We start from the raw sequence: 15,600 nt of genomic DNA, 5'->3' as shown, positions 1-15,600 counted from the left end.
CCCGGAGGGAGGCGCTTTGCCAGAAACTACCGCCTCCTGTCAAAGCGCCGAGTCAATCAAAGCTGGTTGAACAAGCTCAGCGAGGAGATTTTCGAGAAAGCCAGCTGCGATGCCTGCAGCATGGTCTGTTGCAGGTTCAATCGAATCAGCACCTCGGCCGGGTCCGCATCACGGATCGAGCTCTGGGTCTTGGTGTTGGCCATTTTCAGGCTCTCGTTGGTTTCCGCCTGGACATCCAGAGCGGCACCGCGAGCACCGATCGAGCTGATGGCTTCGGCGACTTTGTTGGCCCCGCTTTCCAGATTGCCAATCGCCGAGTCGAGCGCGGCCTGGTACTTCTGGCGCGACGCCAGATCAGTGTCGACCGGCATCTCCAGCGCTTTACGGAACTCTGAAATGGTGTCCAGTATGTTCTGGGTCTGGTGGGTATCGACCTTGACCGAGAACTGGTCCCCCCCGGCTGGCGGCTCGGAGAAGTCAAAATCGACACCGGCGATGGTGGCCTTGGTCGCAGGCGTGCCGGTCAGGGCACCACTGGCCACAGGACGGGCATCCGGCAGCATGGGCTGGGCATAGACTTCAAAGTCGGTGGCGCTGGTGAACTTGATGATCGCACCGCCACCGGGGAACGCATCGCTGTAGGCCGACTTGTCAGTGATGGTGGCGCTGTTGATTTGCGCCGACGAGGTATTGCCCGGGCTACGCGAACCACTGACTTCATCGGCTTTGGAGGCCAGATTGAAGGTGTATCCGGCGATTGCGGTATCCGGATCGTCACCCTCTTTCAGGTTGACGTCCAGGCGCATCTCGACACCACGGAAACTGATGCTGCCGTCCTTGCCCGGATCAAAGGTGCCACCGCCGGTGGCCTCCAGGGTCACGTCATTGTTGGCTGCGTCGGTGATCTTGAATTCAGTGTTGCTGGTGAAGGTAATGGTGTACGGCTCACCGCCACGGAAACGATCATTGTACTGGGTGCTGCCGGACACCTGCCCGTTGGACAGGCTGACCCGGCCATCGTCCACGGCCGGGAAGGTCAGGGTCGTCTGGCTGCGACTGGTATTCAGTGCCTGCTCGAATACGTTGTAACCACTGTCGTTGGTGGCCATGCTGAGCATGTCGCCCACCTGCAGGCTCAAGGTGCTTTGGTCGCCCTGGTAGCTGTAAGTGCCATCTGCGTTGCGCACGTAGGGCTGGGTATCGCCACGCGAACCGGAGAAAATGTATTTGCCGTTCTCGTCACGGCTGTTCATCAGGCTGTAGAGCTGCTCTTCGAGCTGGGTCAGCTCCTGGGCATTGGCTTTTCGGTCAGCATCGGTATAGCCGCCGTTGCCGGCACCGACGGCCAGTTCCTTGACCCGCGCCAGCACGTTGGTGATCGAGTTCAGGGTCGACTCGGCGGTGCCCAGGCTATTACGTACGCTGGTGATGTTGCCGTTGTACTGATCGAGCAGATTGCTCTGCTGCTGCAGTTGCAGCAAGCGTGCAGCCCCTACCGGATCATCGGCAGCGGTGCGCACACGAATGTTGTCACTGGCCTGTTGGCTGGTCTTGACCACATTGGAGAAGTTGTTCGAGTAGTTCGACGCACTGGTCTGGTAGAACTGGGAAGTAGAAATACGCACGGTCTACCACTCCTTAAAGGGCATTGATCAGTGTGGAGAAGATGTCCTGCGCCGCTTTGATGATCTGCGACGAGGCCGTGTAGTACTGCTGGTACTTGATCAGGTTGCCGGCTTCTTCATCGAGCTGGACGCCCGACAGCGAATCACGCGAAGCCTTGGCCGAGGTGTGCAGGGCCGTGGTCGAATCCGAGTCCATCTTCGCCTGGGCGGTCTTGCCGCCGACGTTCTCCACCAGTTTGCCGTAGGCGTCGGTGAGGCTGAGGCCCTTGCCGTTGGCACCGACTTCAACCGTACCCTTGGTCTGCAGGTCGATCACCGCCTGGCCGTTACGGTTGTTGTCCGAGCCCGGGCCGGTCAGGGATATGGTGTAGTTGTCACCTTCCTTGGGCGAACCGGACACTTCCATCTCGAAGGTGAACGTCTTCTGAACACCGTTGGCATCGTTGATCGGCGCTCCGGTGGAGTCGACCATCGGCACCGAGAACTGCAGCTTGTTGGCCTGGCCCGGGATGATGGTGCCGGTGCCCAGCGGATCACCTTTGGCATCGAGCAGCTTGTAAGTCTGCGGGTTGGCTTTTTCATCACCGAACACCAGCTTCACCGGTGTCGAATACTTCAGGCCGTTCTGCAGATCCAGGCGCTGGGCCGGATCGTAGATATCCAGCGACGAGGTCAGATTGGGCTGGCCGATGATGCCAGTGCCCTGGTTGCCCGAACCGCTGGTAGAGGTCAGCGGCGATGCCAGCGCCAGGCGCTTGGGGTCGGTGAGGACGGTATCCAGGTTGCTCGCGGCATTGCGGGTCGGGGTGATCTTGAAGCTGTCACCGGCGCTCATGCCACCGCTGTTGAGCTTGAGGGTGAAACCATCGATCACCTTCGGCGGATCGTCGTTGATATCGAAGGTACCCATGTCGGTACCCTCCGGCAGCTTCTTGACGCTGTAGCCGGTGGCGCTGGTGAAGGTCACCTGGTAGTCGCTGGTGCTCAGCTTGCCGGTGTCCTTGATGACCACATCGAGCATGCCGTTACCGGTATTGCCGGCTTTGGCAATGCTGCGCTGGCTGATCAGTTCGGGGCTGTTGATGTCGTTGAACAGCGCGGCACCGAACTCACCGTTCTTGTCGATACCCTGGGCCAGCTGGCGGTTGATCTGATCGGCCATGACCAGGGCCACACGCCCCAGTTCGTTGAGCGAGGGGTCGAGCACTTCACTGCGATAACGCAGCAGGCCGCCGATCTCGCCGCCGTTGAGGCTGGAGGTGACGTCCATGACTGTGCTGCCACGGTTGAGCTGGATGCTGACCCGGGTCGGATCGTTCTTGCTCGGTACGGTCTGCAGGGTATTGATGGTTTTACCCATCACCAGCGGCTGACCGTTCTCCAGGTAGATGTCCAGGTTGCCTTCACGTTCAACCACCTGGGTACCGACCAGCTCGGACAGCTGACGCACCGCTTCGTTGCGCTGGTCGAGCAGGTCGTTCGGAGTGCCCTGCATCTGCGAGATCTGGTCGTTGTACTGGGCAATGGTTGCCGACAGTTTATTGACCTGGTCGACCATCGACGACAGGTTGCCATTGAGGTTGCTGTTCTGTTCGTTGAGCTGGCTGGCGATGGTGTTGAAGCGCTTGCTCAGCGATTGCGCACTGGTCAGCAGCAACTGGCGCGAGGCATCCTCGTTGGGCTTGGCGGATGCGCTTTGCATGGCCGTGAAAAAGCTCTGCAACGCGGCGGTAATGCCAGTGTCAGCACCGGAAAGCAGGCTGTCGATCGGTGCCACCTGATTTAGGTACGCCGCCGCATCGCTGCTCAACGACGTGGTGGTACGCAACTGGCTTTCCAGGTAACTGTTGTATACCCGGCGCACATCGGACAGGGTCGTACCGGTGCCGATGAACACGTTGCCATTCTGCTGCGAGCCATTGGCCCGCTGCACGTTCTGCTGGCGCGAATAACCAGCGACATCGGCGTTGGTAATGTTGTTACCCGTAGTGAACAGGCCCGACTGACTGGCGCCGAGCCCCGACATTCCGATGTTGATCAAACTCGCCATGGTTCAAACCTTATAGTTGCGTAGTGGTGCCAATCGCTGCGTAGCTTTCGTAGGATTTCATTTGCCTGGCGATCTGCGAGATCTTGCTCGCGTAATCCGGGTCGGTTGCATAACCGGCCCGCTGCAGCTCGCGTACAAACTGTTCCGGTTTATCGGCAGCCTTGACCGCTTCTTTATAGCGAGCGTTGTTCTGCAACAGGCTCACCAGGTCATGGAAACTGTCCTGATAGGAATCGTAGGAACGGAACGCCGCCGTCTCCTTGACGAACTGACCATCACGAAACTCGCTGGTGATCGCCCGCGCCTGTTCGCCCTGCCAGTTGCCGGTGGCCTTGATGCCAAACAGGTTATGACTGCTGCGGCCATCGGCCTGACGCATGACCGACTTGCCCCAACCGGTTTCCAGCGCCGCCTGCGCCACCAGGTAACGGGGGTCGATACCGATGCGCTTGGCGGCCTGCTCGGCCATCGGCAGCATGGTGGCGACAAAATCATCCGAAGAGCTGAAGGCACGTTTGGCCGGTGCCAACGGCGGCTGGGCCATGGCGCGACCGTAAATGCGCAGGCTGCCGGGTGCGGCAAAGGCTTGCGCCGGTTGCCAGTCACCTTTGGCCACGGCGTCGCCTGCCAGGCTCGAGCGCCCGGGAATCGGCGTCGTATTAGTGCTGGCCGGGACAACACCGGCCGCCGGCACCAGGCCCGCCAGCAAGCGATCGGTGAGCTTGCTTGGCAACGCCAGACGACGGGAGTTGAGCGCTGCGACATCGTTGCGTGTGACCGCAGTTTCCTGTGGCCGCTCCGGTACGCCGACTGCCGTCGCGCCCAATGGCCGCGCCTGGATGTCGAAGCGTGGGAACGGGCTGCTGTTGCTCACAGACGCCGCTTTCTGCTTGGACAGCTGACGCATCAGCACTTCCTGCAGACCGATACCGCCGCCCTCGCGGGACATGCTCACCGCCAGCTGCTGGTCGTACATCTGCTGGTACTGCTTGGTGGTTTCGGTGTTGAGCGGATTGTCCTTGGCCAGCACATCGCTGGCCGAACGCATCGACTTGAGCATCTCGTTGAGAAACAGCGATTCGAATTCCTGGGCCACCTTGCGCAGGTTGGCGTCGCTGTCGCGGTCACCGACCTTCAACGAACTGAGTCGATTGAGGTCGGTGTAGGCACCGCTGTCAGCCATGGAGGTCATCGGGTTTTTCGGCATATCCATGCGCCAGTCCTCAGATCACGATCAGGTCGGCTTGAAGCGCGCCGGCCTGCTTCAGGGCTTCGAGGATTGCCATCAGGTCACTCGGGGCAGCGCCGACCTGATTCACCGCACGGACGATTTCATCCAGCGTGGTGCCCGGGCCGAACTTGAACATCGGCTTGGCTTCCTGCTCGGCATTGACCCGCGAGCGTGGCACCACCGCGGTCTGGCCATTGGAGAACGGCCCCGGCTGGCTGACGATCGGGTCTTCGGTGATGGTCACGGTCAGGCTGCCATGGGTGACCGCCGCAGGCGACACTTTGACGTTCTGGCCGATGACGATGGTGCCGGTACGCGAGTTGATGATGACCTTGGCCACCGCCTGGCCCGGATCAATTTCCAGGTTCTCGAGGATCGACAGGTAATCGACACGCTGACTCGGATCGAGCGGTGCAGTGACGCGCACCGAGCCACCGTCCAGGGCCTGGGCCACACCTGGGCCGAGCAGTTCGTTGACCTTGTCGACGATACGCTTGGCGGTGGTGAAGTCCGGGCGATTGAGGTTCAGGGTCAGGCTGTTGCCCTGGTTGAATCCGCTCGGCACCGCACGCTCTACCGAAGCACCGCCAGGAATACGCCCCGCCGATGGTACGTTGACGGTGATCTTCGAGCCGTCGCGGCCTTCGGCGTCAAAACCGCCCACCACCAGGTTGCCCTGAGCGATCGCATAGACGTTGCCGTCGATACCCTTGAGCGGCGTCATCAGCAAGCTGCCGCCGCGCAGACTCTTGGAGTTACCGATCGAGGACACGGTGATGTCCACCACCTGCCCCGGCTTGGCGAACGCCGGCAGGTCGGCATGCACCGACACCGCCGCGACGTTTTTGAGCTGCACGTTGCCCGAGCCTGGCGGCACCTTGATACCGAACTGCGACAGCATGTTGTTGAAGGTCTGCAGAGTGAACGGCGTCTGGGTGGTCTGGTCACCCGTGCCATTGAGCCCCACCACCAGGCCGTAGCCGATCAGCTGGTTGCTACGCACGCCGGAAATGCTGGCGATGTCCTTCAGGCGTTCAGCCTGTGCGGCGAACGCGACGGACAGCAGAAGCGCGGCGGTGATCAGCTGCTTGAAGTTGAACATGGTCATCCGAACCTAGAAAGGCCAAAGCGGGCTGAGGAAGAAACGGTCGAACCAGCCCGGCTGACTGGCATCGGCAAACGAGCCGGTTCCCGAGTAGGTGATGCGCGCATCGGCAACCCGGGTCGAAGGCACGGTGTTGTCGGTGGCAATGTCGTCGGCGCGGATCATCCCGGCGATGCGCACCAGCTCATCACCGGTGTTGAGGGTCAGCCATTTCTCGCCACGCACGGCAATAATGCCGTTGGGCAGCACGTCGGCCACCGTCACCGTGATCGAGCCGGTCAGGCTGTTGCCCTGCCCGGCCTTGCTGTCGCCCTTGGTTGCACGGTCACCGCTGTAGCCGGCGCTCAGGCTCAGGTCGCCATCGCTGAACGGGTTGTTGGTGGTCATCGACGAGCCGAACAGCGAGGTCAGGCCGATATCGGCCTTGCTGTTCTTGGCGATCTGCGAGTTGGCGTTCTTGCTCGCCTGGGTCCGCTCGTTGAGGGTGATGGTGATGATGTCACCGACCCGGAATGCCTTGCGGTCGCTGTACAGGTTCTGATCGAAACCGGCCTGGTAGATCGAGCCATTGTTGGCCGCTGCCGGCAGTGGCGTACGCGGCAATACCGGCGCGTAGTACGGATCATTGGGCTTGGGCGTCGGCGCCACGCAGCCGGCCAGCACGCTGATCCCACTCAGGGCAAGTACGCAAAACAAACGACTCATGACTCTGACCTCACGGTGTAACAGGCGCCGTACAAGCGACCTCGAAGACTTCACTTACAGGTTCTGGGTAACGAACGAGAGCATCTGGTCGGCGGTGGAAATGACCTTGGAGTTCATCTCGTAGGCACGCTGGGTGGTGATCATGTTGACCAGCTCTTCCACGGTGCTGACGTTGGAGTTTTCCAGGGTCTGCTGCTGGACCACACCGAAACCGTTCAGGCCTGGCGTACCGACTTGCGGCGCACCGCTGGCAGCGGTTTCCAGGAACAGGTTGCCACCGGTTGCCTGCAGGCCGGCCGGGTTGATGAAGTCGGCCGTCTGGATGTTGCCGATCACCTGCGCCGCCGGGTTGCCTGCGGTGGTGATCGACACGGTGCCGTCACGGCCCACGGTGAAGGTCTGCGCCTCAGGCGGCACGACGATCGCAGGTTCCAGGGCAAAACCGCTGGCGGTGACGATCTGGCCATCGGAGTTCAGGTGAAAGGTACCGTCACGGGTGTAGGAGACGGTGCCATCAGGCTGCAGGATCTGGAAGAATCCGCGGCCATCAAGCGCCATGTCCAGCGGGTTCTCGGTGGTCTGCAGGCTACCGGCGGTGAAGCTCTTCTGGGTACCGACAATGCGCACACCGGTACCCAGCTGCAGGCCCGAAGGCAGCTCGCTGTCCTGGGTCGACTGGGCGCCGGCCTGACGACGGGTCTGGTACAGCAGGTCCTGGAATTCGGCACGATCACGTTTGAAGCCGGTGGTCGAGACGTTGGCCAGGTTGTTGGAAATGGTGGTCAGGTTCATGTCCTGGGCGGACAGACCGGTTTTACTGACCCAAAGAGCCGGAAGCATGCTGTTCTCCTCGCGCGCCTGTTTTACGGCGCTACGTCTGTGTAATTAGCCGATTTGCAAAACCCGAGCCATGGCTTCGTCGCCTTCCTTGGCTGTGGTCATCATCTTGATGTGCAGTTCGAATTGACGTGACAACGCCAGCACCGAGGTCATTTCCTCGACGGCGTTGACGTTGCTGCTTTCAAGAAAGCCCGACACCAGCTTGACGTTGGCATCGGCCACCGCGGGCTGGCCATTGCTGGTATGGATCAAACCGTCCAGGCCTTTGGTCATGGTCTTGAGATCAGGATTGATCATCTTGATCCGGTCGACTTCAGCCATTACCTCTGGCCCCTCGCCCATGGCGCGGATGGTGATGGTGCCGTCTTCACCGACCTCGACCTTCTGCTCTGGCGGTACGGCAATCGGCCCGCCGTTACCCATGATCGGCATGCCGTTGGCGGCACGCAGCACACCCAGGGCATCGATGTTCATACTCGCGGTACGCACATAGGCTTCGCTGCCATCCGGTGCCTGCACGGCGATAAAGCCGTCACCCCCCACAGCCACGTCCAGGTCACGCCCGGTTTCCAGCATCGAACCTGGCGAGAAATCCGTCGCCGGGCGCTCGGTCATGGCGTAGGCACGCGCCGGAAAGCTGTCACCAAACACCGGCATCGAGCGTGCCTGCTCCAGGTCACGCTGAAAACCGGTAGTGGAAATGTTCGCCAGGTTGTTGGCATGCGCCTTCTGCGCCAGCGCGTTCTGGCTGGCACCGGTCATGGCCACGTACAGCATCTTGTCCACAGTATTTCTCCCCTGCGCTGGCGAACACTTGCCGCTCGCCGCTGCTTTGCAGTGCTTGAAGCAAGTTTCAAACCAACTTTGCAGAAGTAGCCAAAAGCCCCGCCAGACAAGGGCTTGGTCGCTGTACAGATATGCAACAGGGAGAAACGCCGTCGAAATTACGGCGCCAGCTTGCCGCTAGCGGCAAGCCTCAGTAGTCGCGGCACGCCGCGTTGTTGAAGGGACCGGCAAAGCGCTTCCAGCCATCTCCCGGAGAAAACTGGGCACAGACCAGGCGTCCATCCGCCTGGCTTTCCCAACGGTACCAAGGTGCGGCATCAGCCCGGACCTGAGCCATCAGCAGCAGCGCGAACACCGCTAACGCCAATCGTTGCAACATGATCGATACCTCTGAAACGACAGACCCCTTCCGAGAAAGGGGTCCGTCCACACCTATCGCCTCACAGCGGCATCAGGTCATCTGAATGATGGTCTGCATGATGGTGCTCTGGGTGGAGATGGTCTTGGCGTTGGCCTGGTAGTTGCTCTGCGCCTTGATCAGCTCGACCAGCTCAGTGGTCAGGTTGACGTTGGAAGCCTCCAGCGAGTTGGAGGCGATCGCGCCCAGGGTGCCGGTCTTCGGCGCATCGATACCCGGAATACCCGACGAGTAAGTCTCGGCCCAGCGCGTACCACCCATAGGCTGCAGCCCCTGCTCGTTGGCAAAGGACGCAATGGCAACCTGACCGATAGCGCGCGACTGCTGGTTACTGAAGCTGGCGAACATCACACCGCTGGAGTCGATGCTCAGACTCGACAGAATACCGGTAGCGTAACCATCCTGGCTCTGCGACAGACGCGTGGTCGGGGTGTTGTAGGAAGTGGTCTTGGTCATGTCGATGGCGATACCACCGGCACTGGCCTCGGAGCCATTGGAACCCCATACCGGCGGCTTGGCAGTCGGATCGGTAACGGTGGCAGGTATCCAACCGGTCAGCTTGAAGACCTTGTTCACCACTTCGTAGCCAGAACCAGCAGCACCGGCAGTCATGGTATCGACACTACCATCAGGGTTGAAGGAAATGGTGCCTTCCAGCGGCTGCGGCGGCTCCTGGGCAGGATCCAGCGGGTTGCGACCATCGATCAGGGTGTAGGACTTCCACTCATTGGTGTCGGTCTTGACGTAGTACTGATCCATGACGTGCTCGTTACCCTGGCTGTCATAGATCTTGGTGGCGAAGGTCTTGTTCCAGGTGGTGTCGTCGGTCGGGTCGAACGTGGTGGTGCCCGGGATGACCTTGTCCGACGAGTTCAGGTTGATACCCTGATCGATCGAGGTGGTGGACTTTGGCGCCAGCGCCGAAGTGTCGATCTTCAGGTCGGTCAGCACGCCATTGATGATCTTGCCGTTCTCATCCACACCATAGCCACGCAGACGCAGGCCATCGGAGGTCACCACGTAGTTGTCTTTATCGGTCTGGAACGCACCGGCACGGGTATAGCTGAGCGAGCCGTTGTCGCTCAGGACGAAAAAGCCCTGACCCTGGATACCCATGTCCAGCACGTTGCCGGTGTTGGTGATATCACCATTGGTGAACTGCTGCGAGACCGAGGCCAGGCGCACACCGTTACCGACGCTCTGGCTGCCGACGCCGAGCTTGTTGGCCGAGTAGACGTCGGCGAATTCCGCACGCGACGATTTGAAACCGGTGGTGGCAACGTTGGCAATGTTGTTGCCGGTTACGTCCAGTTGTTTGTTGGCTGCATAGAGACCGCTAAGGCCGATATTGAATGACATCTTTCACTCCTTGTGCCGCGTTAGCCGGCTCTATATACCGATGGTTTGGACTTTGGACAGTGCAATGCTGCCCAGGCCGGCAAGATTGAGCATCATCTCGCCGCCGGTCTGACTGAGGGTTACGCTGCTGACCGTGGCCGGCAACAAGGTGTACATATCCAGCTGCTTGCCTTCGATGGTGGTCTTGGCGGCAAAGGTGTAGGTACCCGGATCGACCTTCTCACCCGCATCATTGGTACCATCCCAGACGAACTCGGAATTGCCGGCCTTCTGCTCACCCATATCGATGGTCTTGACCACCTTGCCATCCTTGTCGGTGATGGTGACGGAGGCGTTGCTCAGCGATTGCGGCACCACCACGGAACCCGTGAAGCTCTTGGTGGTGTCGACCATGGCCTTGTCGGTCTGGACGATCACCGAGCGACCGACCAGGGACGACGCCTGCAGCGCCTGGGACGATTTGAAGTTGCCGGAAATCGCCGTCACCGTCTCATTGAGCGTGGTGATGCCTTCCAGGCTACTGAACTGCGCCAACTGGGCAACGAACTCACTGTTGTCCTGAGGATCGAGCGGGTTCTGGTTCTGCATCTGGGTAACCAGCATCTGCAGGAACGCATCCTTGCCCAGCGCCTGATTGCCGGTCTTGCTGTTGGTCGCCGTAGCAACGCCAGTGGGATTGGTATCGGAAGTCTTCTTGACCGACGCCTTGAGCACGTCGTTCAGGTTTACACCGGCGGTGGTATCGTTAACGCTTGCCATTGGCTTCGTCCTTTATCACTGACCCAGGGTCAGGACCTTCTGCATCATGGTCTTGGCCGTGTTCATCAGCTCGGCGTTGGTCTGGAACGAGCGGCTGGCAGAGATCATGTCAGCCATCTCCTCGACCACATTGACGTTCGGGTAATAGACGTAACCGTCTTTGTTCGCTGCCGGATGGTTCGGCTCGTAGCGCGCCTCAAGGTTGCTTTGGTCCTCCACCACACCGAGCACCTGAACACCTTGACCGGCCTCGCCCTGATCCTGGAACAGCGACTGGCTGACACCGCCCTGGGCTTGCTGGAAGGTAGTGGCGAACACGGGGTGACGAGCGCGATAGGTCTGATCAATGCTCGACGAAACCGTCTCGGCGTTGGCAATGTTCGATGCGACGGTGTTCAGACGCGTGGTCTGCGCACTCATGCCGCTACCGGCAATGTTGAAGACACTGGCGAGGGACATGACTTACTCTCCGCGCAGGGCCGATACCAGCCCTTTGAATTTACTGTTGAGCAGCGTGAAGCTGGCCTGGAAGCCTACGGCGTTTTCCGCGTAGCTCGACTGCTCGAGCTGGGCATCGACGGTGTTCTGGTCGATCGACGGCTGCATCGGCGTGCGGTACTGCAGGGTTTCATCACCCATGCTCAGGCCTTCAGCCTCGATGTGCCGGGCGTTGGTACGGTCCAGTGCAAAATGACCCTTGCTGGTCTTCTCGGCCTGGGCCGCCAGGACCGAAGCGAAGTCCATGTCACGCGCCTTGTAGTTCGGCGTGTCGGCGTTGGCGATGTTGTTGGCCAGCACCTCGGCGCGCTGGGCGCGAAAGCCCAATGCCTTTTCGTGGATGCCAAGCGCTTTGTCGAAGCTGATGCTCATGTCGGGGAAACCTTCGAAGGTTTTTCGTTGACTGAGCTAGAGCAAGAGCCATGCCAAAAAACAAAACCCCGTAAATACGGGGCTTTGAGAGATTTGCCGCTGGCGGCAATGCCAGAAAAGCGGCAAAGGATTTCCGCTCGGCGCCAGCAAAGCGGCAATTTATGGAAGGGACTTACTTGGCCTGGTAGATGATCCCCGGGCTGCACTGCACCATCTGATAATGATCCGGTAAGCCATTGAGCGCTTCGGACGCCCCGAGGAACAGATAACCCCCTGGTTTGAGCGTGCTGTGAATACGCAACAGGATGTCTTTCTTGACCTGGGCCGAGAAGTAGATCAGCACGTTGCGGCAGAACACGATGTCGAACTTGCCCAGGCTGGCGTAACTGTCGAGCAGGTTGAACGAGCGAAACTCCACACGACTGCGGATCGGCACCTTGATCGCCCAGCGTCCGGGCGCCTTGACATCGAAGTAACGCTGCAGACGCTCCTGGGACAATCCACGGGCAATCGCCAGGCTGTCGTACTCACCGCTCTTGCAGTTATTGAGCATGGCGCCGGACAGGTCAGTGGCAACAATCTGCGCCCCCATCTTCAGCTGGCCGATGTTGCTGCGCTCGAACTCATCAATCGCCATCGAGATCGAATACGGCTCCTGCCCCGAGGAACAGGCGGCCGACCAGATACGCAGACGCTGCCCAGGATTGGCCTTGATCTGCTCAGGCAGCACCTTGTTCTTCAGCACTTCAAAGGGGTAAGTGTCGCGAAACCACAGGGTTTCGTTGGTGGTCATGGCATCCACCACCTGCTCGCGCAAACCGCTGCGCGGCTGGCTCTGGATACGCTGCACCAGTTCGGTCAGGGACTTGATGCCCTGCTGCTCCATCAGCTTGTTGAGACGGCTGGAGACCAGGTACTGCTTATTTTCGCCCAGCAGGATGCCACAGGCTTTTTCCAGGAAGACCCGGAACTGTTCGAAATCCAAATTACCCGTAGACAATGATGCCGCCTCTTAAATCATGTGAACCGCCAGGGGCACAGCCCCTGGCCGTTAGTGCGTGGCCTTGATGCGATCGACGACGCGCTGGGCGAGGTCGTCCGGTTTGAACTTGGCCAGGAAATCATCGGCCCCGACCTTCTTGACCATCGCCTGGTTGAACACCCCGGAAAGCGAAGTATGCAGGATGATATGCAACTTTTGCATGCGCGGGTCGCTGCGGATCTCGGCCGTCAGGGTGTAGCCGTCCATCTCCGGCATCTCGATATCAGAGATCATCATCAGGAATTCTTCTTCCGGACGCTTGCCCTCATCCACCAGCTTGCGCAGGTACTCGAGTGCCTGGCGGCCGTCATTGAGCGCCACCACCTCCACCCCGACCGTCTGCAGGCAACGACTGACCTGCTTGCGCGCCACCGATGAGTCATCGACCGTCAGCACCCGCAACAGCACCGCCTTGTCCTGCACCTCGGCATCGACCACACCGGCAGAGATCGACTCGGACGTCGGCGCCACTTCGGCGAGGATCTTCTCCACGTCAATGATCTCGACCATCTTGTTGTCGACCCGGGTCACCGCCGTCAGGTAGTGATCACGCCCGGTGCCCTTGGGTGGTGGATGGATCTCTTCCCAGTTCATGTTGACGATGCGCTCCACCGAGTGCACCAGAAAACCCTGGGTCTTGGTGTTGTACTCGGTGATGATCACAAAGCTCTTGCTGACATCTTCACTCAGACCGGGCATACCGGTCGCCATCGCCAGATCGAGGATCGGGATGGTTGCTCCACGTATATTCGCGACACCGCGCACTACCGGATTGGACTTGGGCATCACGGTCAAGGGTGGGCATTGCAGCACTTCCCGCACCTTGAACACGTTGATCCCGTAGAGCTGCTCGCCATTGAGACGAAACAACAACAGCTCCAGGCGATTCTGCCCCACCAGTTGCGTGCGCTGGTTCACCGAATCCATTACACCAGCCATGCAAGACTCCTTCACCAAACGCTTCGAACTTCGTACCCAGTCTCGGCACGCGCTTTGCTTTTTTAATCGTATGAACACGAAAACGACATTTTTCCGACGCCTGACCAGCCACCTCTGCAGCTATCTTGCTGCGCTGTGCCTGCTGATGCCGGGCACTCGACTTCTGGCTGACGCTTTCACCTTGCCTGAACAGCTTATCGGCGTCACCCAGGGGTTTCTTGAATTCACCGTTGAAGACTACCTGGCCAGCAGCCAGACCCCTGGCCGCTACGAAATCCAGGTCAACACCCTCGACCCGCGCCTGCGCATGCCGCTGTGCAACCGGCAACTGGACGCCAATCTGGAAAGCCCGGCACAGCCATTGGGCCGCGTAACCGTAAAGGTTCGCTGCAACGGCAGTTCACCGTGGACGGTGTTCGTGCCCGCCCAGGTACGTCTGTTTCGCAATGTTGTCACCGTGGTGCGCCCGCTCAAACGCGAGAGCATTGTCGGCGAGCAGGACGTCAGCCTGCGCGAACGCGATGTCGGCACGCTGAACCAGGGGTTTCTGAGCGATCTGGAACAGGCGATCGGGCTCAAGGTTATCCGACCGACGGTCATGGATCAGGTGCTGACCCCTCAACACCTGGAACAGGCCGAAGTCATCCGCAAGGGTGATCAGGTGGTCATCACCGCCCGCAGCGGCACACTCAGCGTACGCATGCCAGGCGAAGCCCTGAGCAAAGGCGGCCTGAGCGAACAGATCCGGGTGCGCAATCTCAATTCCAAACGGGTGGTCAAGGCCAGGGTAACCGGGCCAGGCCAGGTCGAAGTGGCCATGTAAACGGCAGAACAACGAAGAACTCTGGCGATCAGCAAGCGCTTTTCCTAAACTGTGCCCCATTGGGGGCCCGGAAGCTGCTGCGCAGTCTGCACTGCAATTGCGCCTAAAGTTTCTTTCGGGTTGGCCGAAAACAAGGCAAGCGTCCCTATACCCAGAGGTTTTCTGATCATGGTCATCGACTTCAGTCGTTTGAATAACTCCCCGTCGGTTGCCGGCGTGCGCACTGGCAACAGCCAGGAAAGCACCGCCAGCAACACCGCAGCCAAGGCCGACGCAGTCGCCCAGGGCGGTACCAGCGGGGAAGCCGTACACCTGAGCCACGAGGCCCAGCAGTTGCAAAAGGTCAGCGACAAGCTGCGCGACCAGCCTATTGTCAACAGCGCCCGGGTGGCGGAGTTGAAGCAGGCTATCGCCGACGGCAGCTACCAGGTCGACAGCAACCGCGTCGCCAGCAAACTGCTTAATTTCGAAGCCCAGCGCTAGCCCCTGGCGCGCTGACTTCAGGACGCTTGAACCAAAGAGCCAGCCATGCACGACACTACCTTGCTGCAATTGATCGAAGATGATTTTGCTCCAGCGCAACAATTGCTTGAATTGCTGCAGACCGAAGCGGTCGCCCTGCACGGCCGTGACATGCCGCTGCTGGAAGACATTCTGGCGCGCAAGCAATCGCTGGTAATCCTTCTTGATCAGCAAGGTCGGCGGCGCAGTGAACTGCTGGCAAGCCTTGGCCTGAGCCAGGACCGCGAAGGCGTCGCACAACTGGCCAGCCAGTCGTCGCTGGGCGAGTTGCTGCTGCAACAGCTGGACGTACTGGGCAAACTGCTTGCCGACTGCCAGACCGTCAACGAGCGCAATGGCCGCTCGATCCAGCTTCAGCAAAGCACCACAGCCAATCAGATCAGAATCCTCATGGGCGGCGAATCACCGTCGCTGTATGACGCCCGGGGGTCGACCTCGCCCCTTGCCAAGCCACGGGCGCTCAGCCAGGCTTGATTCCCTGTATCAAGGCACGGAACATACTGGCAAAATGCCGTTACTTGCGTGT

17 protein-coding genes are annotated in these 15,600 nt (G+C 60.0%); 3 read left to right on the top strand and 14 right to left on the bottom strand.

Going from position 1 to position 15,600, the window contains the following annotated elements; all coding sequences use genetic code 11:
- Positions 1-56 precede the first annotated feature (56 nt).
- From NPS47_RS14550 to NPS47_RS14485, 14 genes are all read right to left on the bottom strand, one after another.
- On the bottom strand, positions 57-1,625 hold the full coding sequence (locus NPS47_RS14550; protein WP_274295573.1) for a flagellar hook-associated protein 3: 1,569 nt from the start codon (positions 1,623-1,625) through the stop codon (positions 57-59).
- Between the two features lie 13 nt (positions 1,626-1,638).
- Positions 1,639-3,675: a flagellar hook-associated protein FlgK gene (gene flgK, locus NPS47_RS14545; protein WP_274295572.1), complete on the bottom strand. Its 2,037-nt coding sequence runs from the start codon at positions 3,673-3,675 to the stop codon at positions 1,639-1,641.
- A 10-nt stretch (positions 3,676-3,685) separates the two neighbouring features.
- Positions 3,686-4,888: a flagellar assembly peptidoglycan hydrolase FlgJ gene (gene flgJ, locus NPS47_RS14540; RefSeq protein WP_274295571.1), complete on the bottom strand. Its 1,203-nt coding sequence runs from the start codon at positions 4,886-4,888 to the stop codon at positions 3,686-3,688.
- A 10-nt stretch (positions 4,889-4,898) separates the two neighbouring features.
- Positions 4,899-6,008 carry a flagellar basal body P-ring protein FlgI gene (locus NPS47_RS14535; protein ID WP_274295570.1) on the bottom strand — a complete coding sequence of 370 codons (1,110 nt, stop codon included), beginning with the start codon at positions 6,006-6,008 and terminating at the stop codon, positions 4,899-4,901.
- Positions 6,009-6,020: 12 nt separating this feature from the next.
- A complete protein-coding gene (gene flgH, locus NPS47_RS14530; RefSeq protein ID WP_274295569.1) occupies positions 6,021-6,716 on the bottom strand; it encodes a flagellar basal body L-ring protein FlgH in 696 nt (231 codons plus the stop codon).
- 54 nt (positions 6,717-6,770) lie between these two features.
- Complete coding sequence (gene flgG / locus NPS47_RS14525) at positions 6,771-7,556, bottom strand: flagellar basal-body rod protein FlgG (RefSeq protein ID WP_274071168.1); 786 nt, start codon at positions 7,554-7,556, stop codon at positions 6,771-6,773.
- Positions 7,557-7,601: 45 nt separating this feature from the next.
- On the bottom strand, positions 7,602-8,342 hold the full coding sequence (locus NPS47_RS14520) for a flagellar basal body rod protein FlgF (protein ID WP_274295568.1): 741 nt from the start codon (positions 8,340-8,342) through the stop codon (positions 7,602-7,604).
- A 190-nt stretch (positions 8,343-8,532) separates the two neighbouring features.
- Positions 8,533-8,721: a hypothetical protein gene (locus tag NPS47_RS14515; protein ID WP_274295567.1), complete on the bottom strand. Its 189-nt coding sequence runs from the start codon at positions 8,719-8,721 to the stop codon at positions 8,533-8,535.
- A 72-nt stretch (positions 8,722-8,793) separates the two neighbouring features.
- Entirely contained in the window at positions 8,794-10,119 is a 1,326-nt protein-coding gene (gene flgE, locus NPS47_RS14510; protein ID WP_274295566.1) for a flagellar hook protein FlgE, read from the bottom strand.
- 30 nt (positions 10,120-10,149) lie between these two features.
- Positions 10,150-10,878, bottom strand: coding sequence for a flagellar hook assembly protein FlgD (gene flgD, locus NPS47_RS14505; protein ID WP_274295565.1), 729 nt, complete (start codon positions 10,876-10,878; stop codon positions 10,150-10,152).
- A 15-nt stretch (positions 10,879-10,893) separates the two neighbouring features.
- The gene (gene flgC, locus NPS47_RS14500; protein WP_028945514.1) at positions 10,894-11,337 is read right to left on the bottom strand and encodes a flagellar basal body rod protein FlgC; all 444 of its coding nucleotides are present in this window, start codon (positions 11,335-11,337) and stop codon (positions 10,894-10,896) included.
- A gap of 3 nt (positions 11,338-11,340) precedes the next feature.
- Complete coding sequence (gene flgB / locus NPS47_RS14495) at positions 11,341-11,748, bottom strand: flagellar basal body rod protein FlgB (protein ID WP_107025154.1); 408 nt, start codon at positions 11,746-11,748, stop codon at positions 11,341-11,343.
- A 172-nt stretch (positions 11,749-11,920) separates the two neighbouring features.
- Positions 11,921-12,748: a protein-glutamate O-methyltransferase CheR gene (gene cheR, locus NPS47_RS14490; protein ID WP_274295564.1), complete on the bottom strand. Its 828-nt coding sequence runs from the start codon at positions 12,746-12,748 to the stop codon at positions 11,921-11,923.
- Positions 12,749-12,799: 51 nt separating this feature from the next.
- On the bottom strand, positions 12,800-13,729 hold the full coding sequence (locus NPS47_RS14485) for a chemotaxis protein CheV (protein WP_038613417.1): 930 nt from the start codon (positions 13,727-13,729) through the stop codon (positions 12,800-12,802).
- Between the two features lie 70 nt (positions 13,730-13,799).
- Between NPS47_RS14485 and flgA the strand changes: the two genes are divergently transcribed.
- The 3 genes from flgA (at position 13,800) to NPS47_RS14470 (ending at position 15,548) form a co-directional block, all read left to right on the top strand.
- Positions 13,800-14,552 (top strand): flagellar basal body P-ring formation chaperone FlgA, encoded by a 753-nt coding sequence (gene flgA / locus NPS47_RS14480; RefSeq protein WP_274295563.1) that lies wholly within the window; start codon positions 13,800-13,802, stop codon positions 14,550-14,552.
- A gap of 168 nt (positions 14,553-14,720) precedes the next feature.
- Positions 14,721-15,035: a flagellar biosynthesis anti-sigma factor FlgM gene (flgM, locus tag NPS47_RS14475; RefSeq protein WP_274295562.1), complete on the top strand. Its 315-nt coding sequence runs from the start codon at positions 14,721-14,723 to the stop codon at positions 15,033-15,035.
- 45 nt (positions 15,036-15,080) lie between these two features.
- Complete coding sequence (locus NPS47_RS14470; protein WP_274295561.1) at positions 15,081-15,548, top strand: flagella synthesis protein FlgN; 468 nt, start codon at positions 15,081-15,083, stop codon at positions 15,546-15,548.
- Positions 15,549-15,600 lie beyond the last annotated feature (52 nt).

This window comes from Pseudomonas putida (assembly GCF_028682475.1).
GTDB lineage: Bacteria > Pseudomonadota > Gammaproteobacteria > Pseudomonadales > Pseudomonadaceae > Aquipseudomonas > Aquipseudomonas putida_AG.
The sequence above is the reverse complement of the archived record's forward strand: the minus strand, read 5'-3'. Positions and strand labels throughout refer to the sequence as shown.